Genomic DNA, 18,374 nt, shown 5'->3' on the forward strand with positions numbered 1-18,374 from the left:
CGCACCATCCCCTCAGCAAAGATCGCGGGCGCTGACGAGCACGCCGTCCGCATCCGCATAGAGGTAGGCGCCGGGCGCGAACGTGACGCCGCCAAATTGGACCGGTATGCCCGTCTTGCCGGCACCGTCTTTCACGGACTTCTTCGGTGTCACCGAAAGGCAGAAAACGCCCACGTCCATCTCCGCGATCTCAGCACTGTCGCGCACCGCACCGTTGATCACGATGCCGGCCCAGCCATTGTCGCGAAGGATCATCGCGATCTGGTCGCCGAGCAAAGCGACGCGGCTCGAGGCGCCACCATCGACGACCATGACCCTGCCCTCGCCCGGCTTCTGCAGTTCGGCCTTCAACACAGCATTGTCCTCGAAGCATTTGACGGTCGCAATCGGACCGCTGAAGGACTTCGTCTTCCCGACTTTCAAAAAGGGAAGATCGCAGAAGTGCACTTCCTCCCCATGCGCATCGACGAGATCAGCCGTTTTCATCAGTTTCTCCTTCAATAGCTGCCGAAAACGGCCTTTAATTCCGTGACGTTTTCAGGGGAAAGCATGCGTTTCGGCGCATCGCGCAGCAGCACCAGCAGCTTGGCAGTTTCCTCCAGTTCCTCGGCTGCGTAGACCGCCGATGCGATATCCTTGCCGGTAACGACGGGGCCATGATTAGCAAGCAGCACGGCGGCATAGCGACCACCAAGCTCCGCGATCATGTCGCCCATGCTTTCATCGCCCGGCTTGACGTAGGGGAGCAGCCTCACTTGCCCCACGCGCATGACGACGTAAGGGGTGAGCGGCGGAATGCAGTCGTCCGGATCGGTGTCGGCAAGACAAGAGAGAGCCGTGGCGAAGGTCGAGTGGAGGTGAACCACCGCACCTGTCTGTGGTCGTGTTTCATAGAACGCCCGGTGCAGGAACACTTCCTTCGAGGGCTTGTCTCCGGAGATGTGCCGGCCGCTGCGATCGAGCTTCGAGATACGTGCAGGATCGAGGAAACCGAGGCACGAATTCGTCGGGGTCATCAGGATCCCGTCCTCGACCGCAGCACTGATGTTGCCGGCGGAGCCGACCGAGAAACCACGGTCGAACAACGACTTCGAAAGCCGAGCGATCTCGTCGCGCATCCTGATTTCAGCACTCATCTGCCTGCGAGCCTTTCCAACGCTTTGACAAAAAAATCGGGGGCGCCGAAATTGCCGGACTTCAGCGCCAACGACACAGCTTTTGCCCCACCCGACAACAACACCGGCACCCCGGGATCGATTTCCGGCCCAATCGTCAGCGCACCGAGATCGAGTGCCGAAACGACCGCCCCGGACGTTTCCCCACCGGCAACGACGAGGCGACGGACACCAGCCTTGACCAGTTCCTGAGCCGTTTTCGCAAAGAGTTCATCGAGCGCCGCGGCAACCGCTTCCCGGCCGAAGCGCGCTTGGACCGCCTGGACCTCGTCGGGGGTGCTCGAGGAATAGACGAGCGGCGCCCTGCCCTCGTTGGCAAGCAGGAAGGATGTCAGCATGGCGGTCGTCACCGAGCCGGCCATGACACCTCCAACGTCGATCGCGAGCGTCGGGTGGTTCTTGCGGTGGATCTCGACCTGTTCGCGGGTCGCACCGGAGCAGCTTCCGGCGAGAATGGCCTCCGGCCCATCGACGCCTGCGACGCTGGCGCTGGTTCCGGCAGCAAGGCCTTGCTCGATGAAGTTCGCGGCAAGACCGATCGCGATGCCAGAACCTCCCGTGACAAGGCGATCTCCCGCCGCAGCACGACCGATTGCGACGAGATCGTCATCCGTGATTGCATCGACGATGACGAGCGTGCGATTGCGCTCGCCGTTCTCCCGCAGCGCTGCTCCGATTTCGGCCGAGCCTTGCCGCACGACGGCGATCTCGACATGTCCAACCTCAGTCGTCGACTGGAGCCGCAGCCAGCGCCGGATGTCCGCATCGGTCATCGGGTTAAGTGGATGGTTTTGCAGGCCGGACTCGCTCAGAAGCCGATCCTTCACGAAGAGGTGACCCTTATAGACCGTTCGGTCGGCACCGGGAAATGCGGGGCAGGCAATCACGCCGCTGACGCCCAAGGCCTCAGCAAGCGCTTCGGCAACCGGGCCGATGTTGCCGGCCGGAGTGGAATCGAAGGTCGAGCAGTACTTGAAGACGATCTGCCGGCACCCCTGATCGAGCAGCCAGCGCAGGCTTTCCAGCGACTGTTCGACGGCCGACGCTACATCGATCGACCGGCTCTTTAGCGCAATGACGCCGGCTTCCACCTCAGGCTCGGCCTTTGCACGAGGGATTCCAAGGTATTGTACCGTGCGAAGACCACCCTGCCGCGGCAGGCCCTTGGCGAGCGTATTCGCGATATCGCTTGCCCCTGTAAAATCGTCTGCGATAACCCCAAGCAGCATTGAAGGTGTACTCCCGAATTTCATGCTGCGCCGAGAAGGCGCTTGAGTTTGTCGATGGCGGCATCCGGGCTCGACAGAACCGGGATGTCCGTCACCGCCCGCACCTCCGGTACGGCGCGTGCCGTGGAAAAATGCGCAAGCACGATGCTGTCGAAGCCACGCAAACCCGCCGCCGCTTCGGCGACGAGCCGATTGTGGGTCTCTACATCACCCGCCCGCACCGCCTCGATCGCTCCGTGAACCAGGAAGCTCTCCATGGTTGCGGTCGGATCGATCCTTTCGGCCTCTTCCAGAAACTCCGCCTCCATGCCGTCGCGCGCAGGCGGGAAGGTGTAGAGCATGGCAGTCCTGCCGCCTTTCCGGATCGCAGCCTCGAACATCGCCTCGTTGGGTTTCAGCACCGGGATGTCGACGGTCGCCGCAGCCTGCTCGATCGCCCGACCGAAGGCCGAGCAGGTAAACAGCACCGCCGCACTCCCGATCTGCCGCGCATATTGGGTCAGGGCCTCGATACGGGCCGTCAGGACTTCGGTGATGTCGGCGCTGGCGGCACGGTCGGGCGAAAGGCTGTCTTCCAGGAGGTTGACCAGATTGGCGTCCGGCCAGGCCGTTGCGAAAGCAAATTTGATCGGTTCCATCGCGATCGGCGTTGCATGGACGAGCGTTATCCGAGGCTGTCTCGACATGAATATACCCTTGAATGGAGCGGTCGCCGCAAGAAGCAGCGACCGCCTGGCGGCCTTCGCTAGCGTTGGCCTGCCGAGAACACCCAGACGCTTTCAGATGGAATTCGTGCCCAGACCGTGCCGGTCGCAAGCTGCCTTGCGCCGTGTGCCTTGGCGACGAAATCACCGCGACGCAGACGGTATTCCCAGCGGTCGCCGAGATAGATACTGTCGTCGAGGTTCATCTCGAGCCCACCCGCCTCGGGCTGGTCGCTGACGCTGATCTGCTCGACCCGGATCACCGCCCGCGCGTCGTCGGATGGGTTGACGCCGGAGGCATCGCGCACGGTGCCGTCAAGGCTCCAGTTGTCGCCGCCGATGACGGCGCTGCGGCCGTTGATCGACTTGACCTTCGCCTTGACGATGTTGTTCGCGCCCAGGAAGTCAGCCGAATAGAAGCTGTTCGGGTTGGAATAGATCTCCTGTGGTCCGCCTTGCTGAACGATGCGACCGTCCTGCAGCAGGAGAATGTTGTCGGCTGCGGCGAGCGCCTCGCTTTGATCGTGCGTGACGAGGATAGCGCAAATTTCAAGGTCGAGGATCAGCTTGCGGATCCAGTAGCGAGCCTCCTCCCTCAGCTTCGCATCGAGATTGGAGAGCGGCTCGTCGAGCAACAGCACGCGCGGCTCGTAAACCAGCGCCCGGCAGATGGCGACGCGCTGTTGCTGACCGCCCGACAGTTGCGACGGGAAGCGATCGGAAAGATGGCCAAGACCCATGCGCTCCAGGATCGCCTGCACGCGCTTTTCGATATCGGCCTGCGTCACGCCGCGGAGCTTCAGCCCGTAGCCGACATTTTCCTTGACGGTGCGATGTGGCCAAAGAGCGTAGGACTGAAATACCAGACCGATGTTGCGCTGCTCGGGCGGAAGCGCGAGCTTCTTTTCGCCATCGAGCACGGTCTTGCCGCCGATGACAATCTGGCCAATCTCCGGCTGCTCGAGCCCGGCGATACAGCGCAACAGTGTGGTCTTGCCGCTGCCCGACGCGCCGAGCAGGGCGACGATGGAGCCGCGCTGCGCGGTGAAGGACGCGCCTTTGAGGATCTGCAGACCGCCCAGCCACTTCTGGACATTGCTGACAACGAGTTCAGTCATGGATTTTTGCTCCCAAGCGGAGGGCGAGTGCGAGACCTGCGCCCGTCAAGACGATGCTGATGAGGGAAAGAGCGGCGATCGTGTTCATGGCGCCGGTCTGAAGAAGGGAGACCATCAGCGAACCGATGACTTCCGTGCCGGCGCCCATGAGGTAGACGCCGGTCGCGTACTCGCGGAGGAAGATGATCATGATGAGCGCCCAGGCACCGGCCAGACCCGGCCGGACGATCGGGATCACCACATCCTTCCAAGTGCGGCCGATCGTGGCGCCCGTGGTGCGCGCGGACTCCTCGAGCTCCGGCGCAACCTGAATGAGCGTGCCCTGCAAGAGGCGCAGACCATAGGACAAGCCGACGACCAGATAGGCGACGAAAAGGCTGACCAGTGTTGGCCTCAGCGGCGTAAGCAACGGCACAAACAGGAAGACCCAGAAGAAGGCAAGGCCGACGACGAGGCCCGGAAGCGCACGCGGCAGGAGGACGATATAATCCAGCACCGTGTTCGACATGCCCCAGTTGCGGTGACCGGCCAGGCCGACGGCGAGATAGATCGCCACCGCCGCAGCACCACCGACGACCGACAGGATGATCGTGTTGACGATACCGTTGTAGAGGCTCGGCACTTCGAGCATGCGGCTGAAATTGGTGAGCGTCAGTTGGTCGAAGAGGTTGACGCCCTCGCCCCAGGCATCGACGAAGGCACGTACGGTGATGCCGCCGATCGGGAGGACAACCGATACGAAGAGCCAGAAACCGATGAGCGAAAGGGCAATGACCTGGCCACTCGCGCCGAGTTTCAAGGTGGCGACCCGGGCACCCTTTCCGCCGAGCGCTGCATACTTGCGAGCATTGCGCAGCAGCCTGCGCTGCATCCAGACGAGCGGCAGCGTGATCAGTACCAAAACGACCGCGACGACAGCCATGAGCTGATAGGTCGGTGTGCCGAACAGCGTCGTCAACTTGTAGATATAGGTGGTCAGCACCATGATCCCGTTCGGATCGCCAAGAACGAGCGGAATGCCGAAGGTCTCGAAGCCGAGCAGGATGTTGAGGGCCGCCGCAAAAATCAGCGCCGGCAGCACCATAGGCAGCGTAACGTCGCGCGAAACCTGCCAGACGGAAGCGCCGGTGGTGCGTGCGGCTTCTTCGAGGTCCGACGGCAGGTTCCTCATGGCCGAAGAGACATAGAGGTAGACGTGCGGAACGTGGCTCAGACCGGCGATCAGGATCATGCCCGGCAGGCTGTAAATGTTCCAGGGTACGAAGCCCAGCACACTGCGGAAGAAGAGCGAGACGAAACCGGTCGGACCGACCGACACCGTGTAGCCAAAGGCAAGCACGATAGACGAAATAAACATAGGCACGAGCACGAGGATCTCGAGCAGTCGCCTGCCCTTGATGTCGGTGCGCGTGATCAGAAAGGCGAGCAGACCCCCGAGCGGCACTGCGATCGCCACCATGCCGAAGGAGAAGATCGCCGTCGTACCGAGAGCGCGATAGAAATTCTTGTCGGTGAAGACGTACTTGTACGCATCGAAGCCGAAGTGCGCACGGGGGCTGAAGAACGCAGCCGTCAGGAAACTCTGATAGATGATCAGGCCGACGGGTGCCAGGACGGCAACCGCGAGCAGACCGATGACGATGCGCCGATAAAAGTTTGCATTTCCATGCCGCGGCATCTTTGCCGGATACTTCTTTTCGGCTGCGGCTTTCGTCAAAGGGACTGCAGCCGGTGCTTGGATGTGGGTTGACATTCTATGCCTCTCGCAAACGGTGGCGGAACCGCGGCGCCTGAGCGCCGCGGTCGGCTAAGCATCAACGGCCGAGGGCGGCTTTCCAGTCGTTGAGGAACTGAACGCGCTTCATCTGGTCCATGTATTCCAGAACACCCTCGTCGACGGCGATCGGCTTCAGGCCGCCGCCGACGCGTTCGTTAAGCGTCTTGATGTTGAGGCCGGCGGTCACGTCTTCACGGATCGACGGCAGGCCGCCTTCAGCCAGAAGCGACTGGCCTTCGGACGACAACATGAAGTCGACGAAAAGCTTGGCCGCGTTCGAATGCGGAGCGTCCTTGGTGATCAGCGCCAGACGCGAGAAGGCCGGCGTATAGTCCGTGGCGAAATGCACGCCGAGGTTCGGGCTCTCCTTGACCCAATCGAGCGCGTAAGAGCCGATAATGTTGATGGCGATGACGTTTTCACCCGAAACGACCGTTTCCTTCATGCCGCCGGAGCTGGAATAGATCTTGGCGCCATCGTCGCCCATGGCCTTAGCAAGATCCCAGAAATCCGGCCGGTTGCGTGCGTCGTTGGAGTGGTGCAGGAAGCCGGAGCCGCTCTTTTCAGGATCGAACGTGGCAACCTTGCCCTGAAGCTCGGTCTTGTTGCTCTTCAGGAACGTGATCATGTCGCCATAGGTCTTCGGAAGCTTGTCTTCGGAAAGCGCCTTGGTGTTGTAGATCACGCCGATCGGTTCGACCGTGGTGGCGTAGAGCGTGTTCTTGTAGTTGGCCCAGCTCGGAAGATTGCCGGCTTCAGGTGAAGCGTATTCGGCCGCATAGCCATCCTGAACCAGCGTCATCTGCAGGTCCATCGCCGAACTCCAGACGATGTCGGCGGTGGTCTGGCTGGCGGCGGCCTCCGAGATCACCTGGTTATAGGCGCCGTTCGTCCCGAGATCGTTATAGGCGATCTTGATCCCGTACTTCTTGGTAAAGGCATCCTGTAGCTTCTGCGACTGGGCAGCATCGGTCGAGGTGTAGATCGAAACGGTGCCCTCCTGTTTCGCCTTGGCGATGAGTTCCGCATAATCTGCTGGATAGCCCGCGGGTACTTCCTGCGCGTGCGCCGAAAATGCCGTCATGACCGCGGTGACCGCAACGGCCGCAAGGCGGCCGGAAACATACTTGTTCATCTTCTCTTCTCCCAAAAGACGCCCGGCTCCAAATCTCCTCCGGGCAGTTCTGCGAGGGCCGTTGCCGCCCTCGCGTCTCCATGTCCACACTTTGGCTTTTAATTATCCAAAGTACAAAGCTCGATCAGGCTCTCGCAAGCTTCCGATCACCCTCACCACTGCGAACAGCACGTGCCACGAGCGAACCAAAAGCATCCGTGCCGGTGCTGCCGCCGAGGTCGCGCGTCCGCGCGTCGGGGTTCGCGAGAACCTCGTCGACCGCCCGCTCGATCTCCGCGCCCGCCGCTTCAAATTGTGGCAGACCGCGCTGCTCGCCGAGCCAGCTGAGCATCATGGCTGCGGACAGGATTAGCGAAGTCGGGTTGGCGACGTTCTGGTTCTGGATATCGGGGGCAGAGCCGTGCTGCGCCTGGGCACAGACAAGACCTGTCTCGGCATTGGCGTTGATCGAACCGGCCAAGCCGAGACTACCCGAGAGCTCGCTGGCGAGATCCGAAAGAATGTCCGAGTAGAAATTTGTCGCGACGATCACGTCAAACCGCGAGGGGTCGCGAACCAGATGGGCAGCCATCGCGTCGATGATGAATTCGTTGAGCGTGACCTCGGGGTATTCGGCGGCGACCTTGCGTACCTGCTGAAGGAACAGGCCGTCCGTAAGGATAAAGTTGTTGGCTTTGTGGACCGCAGTCACCTTCTTGTTGCGCTTCATGGCGAGCAGGAAGGCCTGTCGCGCTATGCGCTCGCAGGCAGAGGCGGTGATTTTGCGCACGGAAAGCGCCACGTCCGGCGTCGGCATGAACTCTCCCGTACCGGCATACATGTTGCGATCGGGATAAAAGCCTTCCGTCGCCTCGCGCATAATGACGAGGTCCATCTTCTTGGCGTCGTTCAAGAACGGACGGGAGCGCGCCGGACGCACATTCGCGTAGAGGTCCAGCTTGACGCGGAAGCCTGCCGAGACGTTCACGCCACCCTTGTCGCGGGCCGGATAATCCATGTGGGACTGGGGGCCCAAGATAATGCCATCAAAAGTGCGGGCACGATCCAGCGTCTCGTCGCGAAGCGTCGAGCCGAATTTTTCCAGGCTCGCGAAACCGGTGTCTTCGAAATGGTACTCGAGGCCGAGATCGAAAGCCGCGTCGGCTGCCTTCAGGACCTCCATGGTTGCCGCAGTGATCTCCGGACCGATTCCATCACACGGCGTCACGAATATTTTCATCAGCTAATCTCCCATGAGGCGACGAGCGAAGTCGCCGCTCTACGTCACGGGCGAATTATTGGCTTTTTAAATCTGAAAATGCAATCTCTATTTTTCGAGATTGTCTTTTTCATGCGCTTGGTGCGACCAGGACCAGGTAATCGGCGACTTCTTCGACAGCGCGCCCCCAAGGTGCCGACGCATAGCGTAGGAAGCCTCGACGACCTCGCCGCGCTCAAGAAGATCAAGGATTTCGAGGTGTTCCTGGCATTGCCGTACCGTACGGCTACGATCGACGCGGGATCGATATTCGAGGAGGCGTCGCATGCGGTTTACCCGCACTAGCGAGATGTGGAAGAAGGGATTGTTTGACATCTTGATGAGCTCTTCGTGGAAAAGCGCGCCATTGTGCAGAAGGCGCTCCGCCGGTAGTCGCTCGATGTCCGTCTCAAGCATGCGCATCTGGATGCGCCGTTGCTCATCGATGATCTTTCGATCGAGGCTGAACTCCGGCTCAAGCATGGCGGCCGGCTCGATCAGCATGCGAAAACGATAGATCTGCTCGAAGGCTTCCGGTGTTTTTGCGACCGGCAGGAAGCGCCAGCCATAACCCTGCTTGCGCTCAGCCCATCCTTCACGGGTCGCGCGCATCAGCACGTCGTTAACCTGGGACTTGGTCAGTTCGTAGCGCTCGCGCAGCGTCTGCTCCGTGACCTCCGCCGGGATACGGTCGGTTAGCCAGTCTTCGGCAAGGCGCTGGTAGTCGTTCGCAACTTCGAACGGCTCGGCGTCTTCACGGACCCGCTCGGCGATGGCACCTGGCGGTTCTTTCACAAAGAAGCCGCGGTTCTCCTTCTGCTCCAGCAGCCCCTGCCCGGCTAGGATCTCCATCGCCTCGCGGACCGGTGAACGGGAAACGCCGAAACGATCGGCCAATTGTTGCGTCTTTACATGGTCGCCGACAGTGAGCTCTCCCGATGTCACAAGCAGGCTGATTTCGTTGGCGATGGTCTGGGCCAATTGGCTGGAACGCATGTCGATATTCCCCGGATTCGGAAAGCTTTGCCGGGTCCAACGATATTTCACCCCACCGCCAAAGGGAACTGACATCCCTTCTTTTTGCATATTTCGCCAACGAAAAAGCCAAAGGAAGGCGGTCCATTGATTGACTTTGCTGCTATTTTGGCTTTTTAGTTATCAAAAAGCAATATAGGAGCAATCGACATGGTGCTGCGCATTCCTTCGGAACACGGAACGCTGAACGCAATTGACCTGCGCACCGCTTTTGGTCCTGACTTCGAATGCCTGCCCTGGGTTCTGCGTAATCTCCTTGAAAACGTAGCGCGCAAGGATGTGGCTCGGTTATCCGCCACCGTTTCGGCCCTCAAGGCCTGGCTTTTGACCGGCACGAGCGAGGCAGAAATCGCATTTCACCCCTCCCGTGTCCTCATGCACGATACGACGTGTGTGCCGGCTCTCGTTGATATTGCCGCCATGCGGGACGCGGTCGCGGATGCTGGTGGCGATCCGAGCGAATTGAGCCCCGTTCTCCCGGTCGACGTCTCCGTCGATCACAGCGTTGCCGTCGATCGCTACGGCCAGCCTGATGCCCGCCGTTTCAACATGCAACGGGAAATGGACAGAAACAGCGAGCGCTACCGCCTGATGAAGTGGGCAACCCAGGCTCTACCGGGTGTCAAGGTGCACGCCCCAGGTACCGGCATCATGCACACGATCAACCTCGAGCAACTCGCAAAGGTGATTTCCATCGAGGAACGCGATGGAGAAAAATGGGCCGTACCCGACACGCTGATCGGCACGGACAGCCACACGCCGATGATCAACGGCATCGGCGTATTGGCTTGGGGCGTCGGGGGTCTTGAGGCCGAAAGCGTCTTTTTTGGGTTTCCTGTGACGCTACGCATTCCCGATGTGGTCGGCGTGCGGTTGATGGGACGGCTCGCACCAGGCGTTCTGTCAACCGATCTCGCGCTGGAAGTGACCCACCTGCTGCGGCGTCACGGAATATCAGGGGAATTTGTCGAATTCTTCGGCGAGGGTGTTTCGACGCTTTCGGCCGGAGACCGCGCCGTCGTCGCCAATATGGCACCGGAATACGGCGCCTCGACGGGTTACTTCCCTATAGACGAACAAACCCTTTCCTATCTCGCCCAGACGGGTCGCTCTCCGTCCCATTGCCAACTCGTCCGCGACGCGGCGAAGATGCTCGGCCTCTGGTTCGAGCCTGCCGTTTCGCCGCGCTATACCGGCGTGATCGAGCTCGACCTTGCGGCGGTCGAACCCTTGATGGCCGGTCCACGCCGCCCGCAGGACAAGCTGCCATTGGCCGATGCCCTAGGTGCACTTGAGACCGCATGCGGCCGGCCCTTGGAGCAAGGCAAACCCGGCATACCGGACGGCGCAATCGCGATCGCCGCCATCACGAGCTGCACCAACACGTCGGATCAACGGCTGTTGGTCGCGGCGGGCCTGGTTGCCCGCAATGCGAACCGGTTGGGTCTGCGCCCACCCTACTGGGTCAAGACATCGCTGGCACCCGGCTCGCCATCGGCCGAGCGTTTCTTGAGGCGCAGTGGATTGCTTGCTGATCTTGAGGCCGTCGGGTTCGACATCGTGGGGCACGGGTGCACGACCTGCATCGGAAACTCTGGTCCGCTTCAGGGCGATATGGCTGAAGCAATCGCCGGCGGCACGATCGCGGCAGCACTGCTTTCCGGTAATCGCAACTTTCCTGGCCGCGTGCATCCAAGGCTCCAGTTCGGCTTCCTGGCATCGCCGCCTCATGTTGTGGCTCTGTCGTTGATCGGAAGGTTCATTCCAAACCCCATGAAGTGGGAAATCGCCCGGAGCCCGGAGCAGACAGCCATTCATCTCGGTGATTTGATGCCTGGCAGTGACGAGATCGACGCTGTTCTCAAGCAGCATTCCGACGCACAAGATTTTCCCCAGGCTTTCCTGGATGCGGAACGAAATGATGCCTGGCGCGCGCTGGCCGCTCCGAAGTCGCCGACGTTTCCGTGGAACGAAGCCTCAACCTACATCCGCCGGCCACCCTTTGCTGCTGTGGAGACAGCCAATCGCCTCGGAAACTACAGGGCACATCCCTTGCTCGTGTTGGGGGACGACATGACGACGGACCATATCTCGCCCGCGGGCCAGATTAGCGCTTCGAGCTTCGCCGGCCGCCACCTCGTGGCCGCTGGCGACCCTGCGGACGATCTTAACGTCTACGCCGCACGTCGCGGTAATTGGAAAGCAATGGTGCGCGGCCTCTTTGACAATCGTACAGCCGCCAACCACCTCCTTGGCGGAAGGCCTGCATCGATGACCATCCACGCGCCTACAGGAGAGGAAGCGCCGCTGTGGGAGACGGCGGAGCGCTACCGATTGGAGCACCGGTCCGTCGTTATCATTGCAGGGCAACGCTATGGCGCTGGATCGTCGCGAGACTGGGCCGCAAAAGGCATCGGGCTACTCGGCGTTCGCGCCGTGATCGCCTTGAGTTTTGAGCGGATTCATCGAACAAACCTCATTGGCATGGGCATCCTTCCTATTCTTCTGCAGGAGGAGGAAGTGCCGCGGATAACAGCCACCGATCTCCTGGAAGTCAACGCGACGACCATTTCTCCGCGCGGACCCGTGCCACTGGTCTTGAGACGTGTTTCAGGTGAATGCCTGCGATTGACGGCCCGAGCAGCCGTGGAGACGGGGCAAGAAGTAGAGAGCCTCCTAGCAGGCGGCATGATCCCCCAAATTCTGGGTCGCCACTTCAAGCAACGCGGCTGAAGCAGCAACCACCACGGTGTCGGAGAGCATCGAAGCGACCCGACACGTTCTGGCAAGCGGGCGCCTCGCTGGTCAGTAGTACGGCGACACACATTCCTGGCGCGGCCCATAATAGGGTTGGAAGGAGTTGTCGTAGGCACGGTACGAACGATAGCGGTCATAGCACCATTCGACATGCGACGACGGCGCGTTGGAATAGACCTGCCGAGGCGGTGAGGCGATTGCGCCACCGATGATCACTCCTGTCCCGAATGCGGCCAGGGGATACCACCATCCATCACTGTGGCGACGGTACCCGTCGCGGCGGTACCGGTAACCCTCATAGCCATTGTAATGGCCGTATCGTGGAGCTGCATTGTAGCGGTTGCTGCCGTAGCGGTAGCCGTCGTAGCCGCGCTTGTGCGGCGGTCCGCCGTAATGACCTGGCTTATGATGGATCAAATCGACCGGCTGGGAGGTCTGCCCAGTGGAAACAGCGAACATCGGAACCGCCTGCGCCGAGACCGCCGATAGCGCCGTGCCGGCGGCCAAGAGTACTGCACCTATTTTCTTCATAAATTTCCCACCTACAGAGTCCTAGCGATCGGCATTCGACCTCCAACGGGTCAAATGGGCTCGGCACCACGCAGGTGCCACCGATCATCAACAGATCGAATCCCTCTGACCAAGTTAGTTACCGCGAGAGGTTCCGCCATAGGACCTCAGTCTTATGGCGGCCGGCAAAGGTCTTATGTGCTCGGCAAGCGCATCGGTTGGCGCGGCAAAAAAGGCGTCGCATTGGCTCATTCCGGAGCGAGCCCGGCCGCCGTGAAGGAGCATTTATCGATCACCAAACGGCTGTCGCTCAGTTCTCAAAAAAGAAGAGTGGCGGGACGCGCTAAATCGGCCCCCGACCACAAGTTACGGACGATCTCTCATTCAGCGCTTGAAGAGACCTCGCGCAGCCACTCGATGAACAGCCGTCCGCTTTCCTTTTTCGGTCTTCTCGCCGGCACCACGACAAAATATGCCGCCCTGGTGCGAATGGAGGCTTCGGTAAGGCGGACCAAACGAGTTTGCCGAATAAGGTCGGAGACAAGGCGGTTCCAACCGAGCGCAATGCCTTGCCCGTTCATCGCCGCATAAATGGCTTCCGTATAGAAGCTGCATCGCAGGCCGCGGGCGCGTTTCGGCGCCTTTACGGAAAATGCTGCAAGCCATTCATCCCAGCCCGTCCATGTCGGGTCATCAATATCGCTCGTAATCAGCGGATGATTGATGAGGTCTCCCGGCGTGCGGATCGGATCCGCCGTGGCCAGATAATCTGCACTGCAAATCGGGAAAACCTCGTCCTCGAACAAGAACTCCGCCTGGCCGTCCGGCCAGGTACCGGTCCCGTAGCGGATCGCCAGGTCCACATCGCTAGCCTCGATACTCGTTCGAGCATCCTGTGTGATGATGCGAAGCTTGATTTCGGGGTAGGCTCGAGAAAACGCAGCGATCCTTGGCAGCAGCCAGAAATGTGAAAAGGAGATGGTCGCTGCAATTGCCAGCTCGTCATCTGCTCCCTCCGACCGAAGATCCGCAACGGTGTCGGCAATAAGATTGAACGCGTCGCCCGCCGCTGCGTAAAGCAGCCGGCCTTTATCAGTCAGTTCGATCTTGCGATGAAGCCGCCGAAACAAGGGGAACCCAAAGTCCTCTTCGAGCAAATGGATCTGTCTGCTTATAGCCGCCTGCGTCACGCCGAGTTCCGTCGCGGCCCGTGTGAAGCTCGACAATCGAGCCGCTGCCTCAAAGGCCGTCAGCGCGGTGAGCGGGGGGAGTTTCTTCCTCAGATTGACCATCTTGGATCCATTACATTTGGTAATGTGAAACGCGCATATTTGTGCCGTTGAGCGACTGCCGCGCCTGAGCGATCCTCTTTGTGGAGCCCCTCGAGCTTCCGATCGGAACATAAGGTGGAATTATGCTGCAGACATTTTCTTCTCCCATATCATCGCTGCTTGATGCAAGAGCGGAGGGCCATTCGCTTCCCGCCGGTCTCTACACGCGAGAGGATGTCTTCGAGGCGGATCTGGAGGTCTTTTTCCGCCGGCACTGGATCTGCATTGGGCTTGAATGCGATGTACCGGAGCCGGGCGATGCAACCGTCGTCGATATTGGCAAGACCAGCCTCATCCTCCTGCGCGACGATGACGGCGGGATCCGCGTCATGCACAATGTCTGCCGCCACCGAGGCGCCCGACTGCTCGATCCAGGCAAGACGATCGTTTCGAAGCTTGTCTGTCCCTACCACACCTGGACCTATGAGCTTTCCGGTGAACTGAGCTATGCGCCCCATATGGGCAAGAGCTTCGACAAGGAATGCCGCAGCCTCAAGCCCGTGATCTTCAAGTCGGTTGGCGGCCTTGTTTATGTCTGCCTTTCGAACGATCCGCCCGAAGATATTGAGCGTCTCGTCGGGGTCATGGCAGAACGGCTTGCTCCCTACGATATCGCCAACGCCAAGGTCGCGTATGAATCCGATGTCATCGAACAAGGCAACTGGAAGCTCACGATCGAGAACAACCGTGAATGCTACCACTGTTCCGCCAACCATCCCGAGCTCTGCGTCTCCTTCGTCGACCTCGATTTCGGCTTCGATCCGGACGCTTTGAGCCCGGAAGATCGCGCCCAGGCGGAGGAGCATTTTTCGCTGTATGAGGAGCGCACCAGGCGGTGGGAGGCAGATGGCTACCCCTCCGCGGCGGTCGAGCAACTGGTGGACTGCACCACCAACTTTCGGACGCAACGGCTGATCATTTCGGGGGCGGGCGAATCCCAGACGCCCGACGCGACCGCTGCCTCGGCAAAGCTGCTCGGCACGATGTCGCGCAAGGATCTCGGCGACATGCATCTCTGGGGTCACAACAGCTGGAACCACTTCATGGGCGACCACGCCGTCGTTTCGATCGTCATTCCGCTATCGGCCGACAAGACGCTCGTGCGGACGAAATGGCTTGTGCACAAGGATGCCGTCGAGGGGGTCGACTACGAACTCGAAAAGCTCACCAACGTCTGGATCGCCACAACCGAGCAGGACGCCGAACTGGTCGCCCGCTCCCACGCCGGCGTCGAAGATCCCGCTTACGTGCCGGGTCCCTACTCGCCCTTCTCCGAAACAAACCTCGACAAATTCGCGTCGTGGTACATCGATCGGATGCGCGCCCATGGATACTAAGAGCAACTTTTCTTCCGCCGGGCGTCTCGAGCCGAGCGATATCTGGAGCCGCGACGCGGACGAGGACCTGGTCTGCATCGATGTCCATCAGGAAACACACGACGTGAAGACCTTTACCTTTGCGTCCACCGAAGGCAAACGTTTTGCCTTCGAAGCCGGTCAGTATTTCCTGTTCGACCTCGATATCGAGGGCGAGCCGGAAAGCCGCTGCTACAGCATCTCGTCCTCGCCGAAGCGCAGCAATGCGTTCTCGGTGACCGTCAAGCGCGTCGTCGACGGCAAGATCTCGAACTGGCTTCACGATCGGCTCACGGTCAACGCCAAGGTCAAGGCGAACGGTCCCCTCGGCCAGTTCATTCGCCCTAACGGTCGGAAGTACCTTTTTCTGTCGGGAGGGTCGGGGATCACACCGGTCATGGCGATGGTTCGCGAATTGGCCGATACATGCGAGCCTGTCGACGTCGTCTTCATGCACGCGGCGCGAACCCCGAAGGACCTCATCTTCCGCGACGAACTCGCGTCACTCGCCAACCGGATGAAGGGCCTGCGCTTGCAGTTTCTGCCGGAAGTCGTTACCGGCGAAACCAACTGGCATGGCCTGACGGGACGCATATCGGCTGCTTACTTGCAGCTTGCTGTTCCCGATATCGCCGAACGCATTGTCATGTGCTGCGGCCCTGCCCCGTTCATGGCGGCAGCGCGCACGATCGCTGCCGAACTCGGCGTTCCGCAATCCAACTACATCGAGGAGAGCTTCGATGCGGCCGTGATCGACACCCCGGATATTCCTATCGTCGATCAGCCGGCGACCCGAACGTTCCAGGTCGAGTTCTCCAAACAGGGCCGCAAGATCGAAATCGGGGGCGAGCAGACCGTGCTTTCCTGCGCAAAGAAAGCGGGCGTAAAACTCGCCTCATCGTGTTCGAACGGCGTCTGCGGCACGTGCAAGTCCAAGCTCGTATCGGGTTCGGTCGAGATGAACCACAATGGCGGGATAAGGCAACGAGAGATCGATGCTGGGCTTTTCCTTCCTTGCTGTTCGAAGCCGCTCAGTGATCTCGTCGTCGATCGCTAGGCTTGGCCTAGCGATCGACATAGCGGACAGTCAGCGGTCTGACTATTAGGCAGGAAGCGCGCCGCTCTTCTTGGCCGCCCAGGTGGCGAGAACGTCCATCAGGACTGGGTTGAGACAGTCATAGGGTTCGAGGCCCAGTTCGCGCAGCCGCGCGCGCATGCTGTCCATTCCGGCCGGGTCATAGCCGCTCTCGATGATCGACGATACGAAGGCGGCAAAACCCGGTTTTGCCCAGCCTGCCTCCTGGAAGCGCTCAGGATGAACGAAGGAAAGCCCCTTGAACGCGTGGTCACGCTCGACCGGGCCGTACATGTGTACGCCGCAATCCTTGCACGCATGGCGCTGGATCAGCGCCGCCGGGTCCACGACCGCAAGCTTGTTGCCGTTTTCCAGCACCTCGACGTTGGCCGTCGGTGCGACGGCAACGACCGAAAACACCGCACCTTCGGGTTTCCAGCACTTTGTGCAGCCGCAAGCATGGTTGTGGGCGATATCACCCTTGACGCGCACTTTCACGGGATTGCTCGCGCAGTTGCAGACCAGCGTGCCGCCGGAAAAGGCAGCGTCCGTCGCCTTGAACCCGCTGTCGAGGGATGGATGGATCGCAATGCTTGGCATGGGCTTCTCCTCCTTCTGGCCGGCGCACAATGCCCGGCTGCTTGTTGGCGCCGCCGGCTAGATCACGCTGCGGCGCAAAAAGTGCATTTGCAGTCTGGAAACGGTCCTCAACCCGCGCTCAGTATAACACCACGCTGCGGATGCTCTCGCCCGAATGCATCAGTTCGAAACCCTTGTTGATGTCTTCGAGCGGCATCGTATGGGTGATCATTGGGTCGATCTCGATCTTGCCTTCCATGTACCAGTCGACGATCTTCGGCACGTCGGTGCGGCCGCGCGCGCCGCCAAAGGCGGTGCCCATCCAGCTGCGGCCGGTGACGAGCTGGAATGGCCGGGTAGAGATCTCCTGGCCCGCGCCGGCAACGCCGATGACCACCGACTTGCCCCAGCCGCGATGCGAGGCCTCGAGCGCCTGGCGCATCACCTTGGTGTTGCCGGTGCAGTCGAAGGTGTAGTCGGCGCCGCCGATCTGGTCGGCTCCGCGCTTGGTCATGTTGACGAGGTAAGGCACGATGTCGTCGCCGACCTCCTTCGGGTTGACGAAGTGGGTCATGCCGAAGCGTTCGCCCCAGGCCTTCTTGTCGTTGTTGAGGTCGACACCGATGATCATGTCGGCGCCGGCAAGACGCAGGCCCTGAATGACGTTGAGGCCGATGCCGCCGAGACCGAAGACGATCGCAGTCGCACCCATTTCCACCTGTGCCGTGTTGATGACGGCGCCGATGCCGGTCGTCACGCCGCAGCCGATGTAGCAGATCTTGTCGAAGGGGGCGTCCGGGTTGACCTTGGCAACCGCGATCTCCGGCAGCACCGTGTAGTTGGCGAAGGTCGAGCAGCCCATGTAGTGGTGGATCTTGTCCTTGCCGATCGAGAAGCGCGAGGTGCCGTCGGGCATCAGGCCTTGGCCTTGCGTCGAGCGGATCGCGGTGCACAGATTGGTCTTGCGCGACAGACACGACGGGCAGGAGCGGCACTCGGGCGTGTAGAGCGGGATGACGTGGTCGCCCTTCTTCACCGAGGTCACGCCCGGGCCGACGTCGACGACGATGCCGGCGCCTTCATGGCCGAGGATCGCAGGGAACAGGCCTTCCGGATCGGCGCCGGACAGGGTGAAATCGTCGGTGTGGCAGATGCCTGTGGCCTTGACCTCGATCAGCACTTCGCCGGCCCGCGGGCCTTCGAGCTGAACCGTCATGACCTCGAGCGGCTTGCCTGCCTGAACGGCAACGGCGGCGCGTACATCCACTGTGGTATCCTTTTCGTTGATGCTTCAATCGCGTGGAAGGGCCAACCGAACCACGGTCAGCCCACCTGGGTTCGGTCGCTTAAAAACGGA

The 18,374-nt window shown here is 60.7% G+C and carries 16 protein-coding genes; 3 read left to right on the plus strand and 13 right to left on the minus strand.

The window, feature by feature from the left end:
* Positions 1–12: 12 nt before the first annotated feature.
* The 9 genes from rraA to IB272_RS15020 all read right to left on the minus strand — a co-directional run bounded on the left by rraA (position 13) and on the right by IB272_RS15020 (position 9,461).
* Positions 13–486, minus strand: a complete 474-nt coding sequence (gene rraA, locus IB272_RS14980; RefSeq protein ID WP_060610029.1) for a ribonuclease E activity regulator RraA — start codon at positions 484–486, stop codon at positions 13–15.
* Positions 487–497: 11 nt separating this feature from the next.
* On the minus strand, positions 498–1,136 hold the full coding sequence (otnC, locus tag IB272_RS14985; RefSeq protein ID WP_034801923.1) for a 3-oxo-tetronate 4-phosphate decarboxylase: 639 nt from the start codon (positions 1,134–1,136) through the stop codon (positions 498–500).
* Entirely contained in the window at positions 1,133–2,404 is a 1,272-nt protein-coding gene (otnK, locus tag IB272_RS14990) for a 3-oxo-tetronate kinase (protein ID WP_060610026.1), read from the minus strand. Before otnK ends, otnC begins: the two co-directional genes overlap by 4 nt.
* A gap of 20 nt (positions 2,405–2,424) precedes the next feature.
* Positions 2,425–3,090 carry an arylsulfatase gene (locus tag IB272_RS14995; protein WP_060610023.1) on the minus strand — a complete coding sequence of 222 codons (666 nt, stop codon included), beginning with the start codon at positions 3,088–3,090 and terminating at the stop codon, positions 2,425–2,427.
* Positions 3,091–3,149: 59 nt separating this feature from the next.
* Positions 3,150–4,226, minus strand: coding sequence for an ABC transporter ATP-binding protein (locus IB272_RS15000; protein ID WP_034801927.1), 1,077 nt, complete (start codon positions 4,224–4,226; stop codon positions 3,150–3,152).
* Positions 4,219–5,979, minus strand: a complete 1,761-nt coding sequence (locus tag IB272_RS15005) for an iron ABC transporter permease (protein WP_060610017.1) — start codon at positions 5,977–5,979, stop codon at positions 4,219–4,221. The genes IB272_RS15000 and IB272_RS15005 overlap by 8 nt, the downstream gene beginning before the upstream one ends.
* Before the next feature lie 61 nt (positions 5,980–6,040).
* Positions 6,041–7,138: an ABC transporter substrate-binding protein gene (locus IB272_RS15010; protein WP_060610012.1), complete on the minus strand. Its 1,098-nt coding sequence runs from the start codon at positions 7,136–7,138 to the stop codon at positions 6,041–6,043.
* 124 nt (positions 7,139–7,262) lie between these two features.
* Positions 7,263–8,357 (minus strand): isocitrate/isopropylmalate dehydrogenase family protein, encoded by a 1,095-nt coding sequence (locus tag IB272_RS15015; protein WP_060610010.1) that lies wholly within the window; start codon positions 8,355–8,357, stop codon positions 7,263–7,265.
* An 87-nt stretch (positions 8,358–8,444) separates the two neighbouring features.
* Positions 8,445–9,461: a GntR family transcriptional regulator gene (locus IB272_RS15020; RefSeq protein ID WP_244497247.1), complete on the minus strand. Its 1,017-nt coding sequence runs from the start codon at positions 9,459–9,461 to the stop codon at positions 8,445–8,447.
* Between the two features lie 99 nt (positions 9,462–9,560).
* Here IB272_RS15020 and acnA point away from each other — a divergent pair, with 99 nt between their 5' ends.
* Positions 9,561–12,143 (plus strand): aconitate hydratase AcnA, encoded by a 2,583-nt coding sequence (gene acnA, locus IB272_RS15025; protein ID WP_060610007.1) that lies wholly within the window; start codon positions 9,561–9,563, stop codon positions 12,141–12,143.
* A gap of 72 nt (positions 12,144–12,215) precedes the next feature.
* Here acnA and IB272_RS15030 read toward each other — a convergent pair whose 3' ends face one another.
* Complete coding sequence (locus IB272_RS15030; RefSeq protein WP_060610004.1) at positions 12,216–12,698, minus strand: BA14K family protein; 483 nt, start codon at positions 12,696–12,698, stop codon at positions 12,216–12,218.
* A 359-nt stretch (positions 12,699–13,057) separates the two neighbouring features.
* Positions 13,058–13,969 (minus strand): LysR substrate-binding domain-containing protein, encoded by a 912-nt coding sequence (locus IB272_RS15035; RefSeq protein ID WP_034801943.1) that lies wholly within the window; start codon positions 13,967–13,969, stop codon positions 13,058–13,060.
* 122 nt (positions 13,970–14,091) lie between these two features.
* Here IB272_RS15035 and IB272_RS15040 point away from each other — a divergent pair, with 122 nt between their 5' ends.
* On the plus strand, positions 14,092–15,345 hold the full coding sequence (locus IB272_RS15040) for an aromatic ring-hydroxylating dioxygenase subunit alpha (RefSeq protein ID WP_034801946.1): 1,254 nt from the start codon (positions 14,092–14,094) through the stop codon (positions 15,343–15,345).
* Positions 15,335–16,420, plus strand: a complete 1,086-nt coding sequence (locus IB272_RS15045; RefSeq protein ID WP_192444530.1) for a hybrid-cluster NAD(P)-dependent oxidoreductase — start codon at positions 15,335–15,337, stop codon at positions 16,418–16,420. The genes IB272_RS15040 and IB272_RS15045 overlap by 11 nt, the downstream gene beginning before the upstream one ends.
* A 45-nt stretch (positions 16,421–16,465) precedes the next feature.
* Here the strand turns inward: IB272_RS15045 and gfa are convergent, their stop codons facing one another.
* The gene (gene gfa, locus IB272_RS15050; protein ID WP_060609992.1) at positions 16,466–17,038 is read right to left on the minus strand and encodes an S-(hydroxymethyl)glutathione synthase; all 573 of its coding nucleotides are present in this window, start codon (positions 17,036–17,038) and stop codon (positions 16,466–16,468) included.
* A 118-nt stretch (positions 17,039–17,156) separates the two neighbouring features.
* Entirely contained in the window at positions 17,157–18,284 is a 1,128-nt protein-coding gene (locus IB272_RS15055) for an S-(hydroxymethyl)glutathione dehydrogenase/class III alcohol dehydrogenase (protein ID WP_077961485.1), read from the minus strand.
* Between the last annotated feature and the right edge of the window lie 90 nt (positions 18,285–18,374).

The organism is Ensifer sp. ENS08 (assembly GCF_014852195.1).
Taxonomy (GTDB): Bacteria; Pseudomonadota; Alphaproteobacteria; order Rhizobiales; family Rhizobiaceae; genus Ensifer; species Ensifer adhaerens.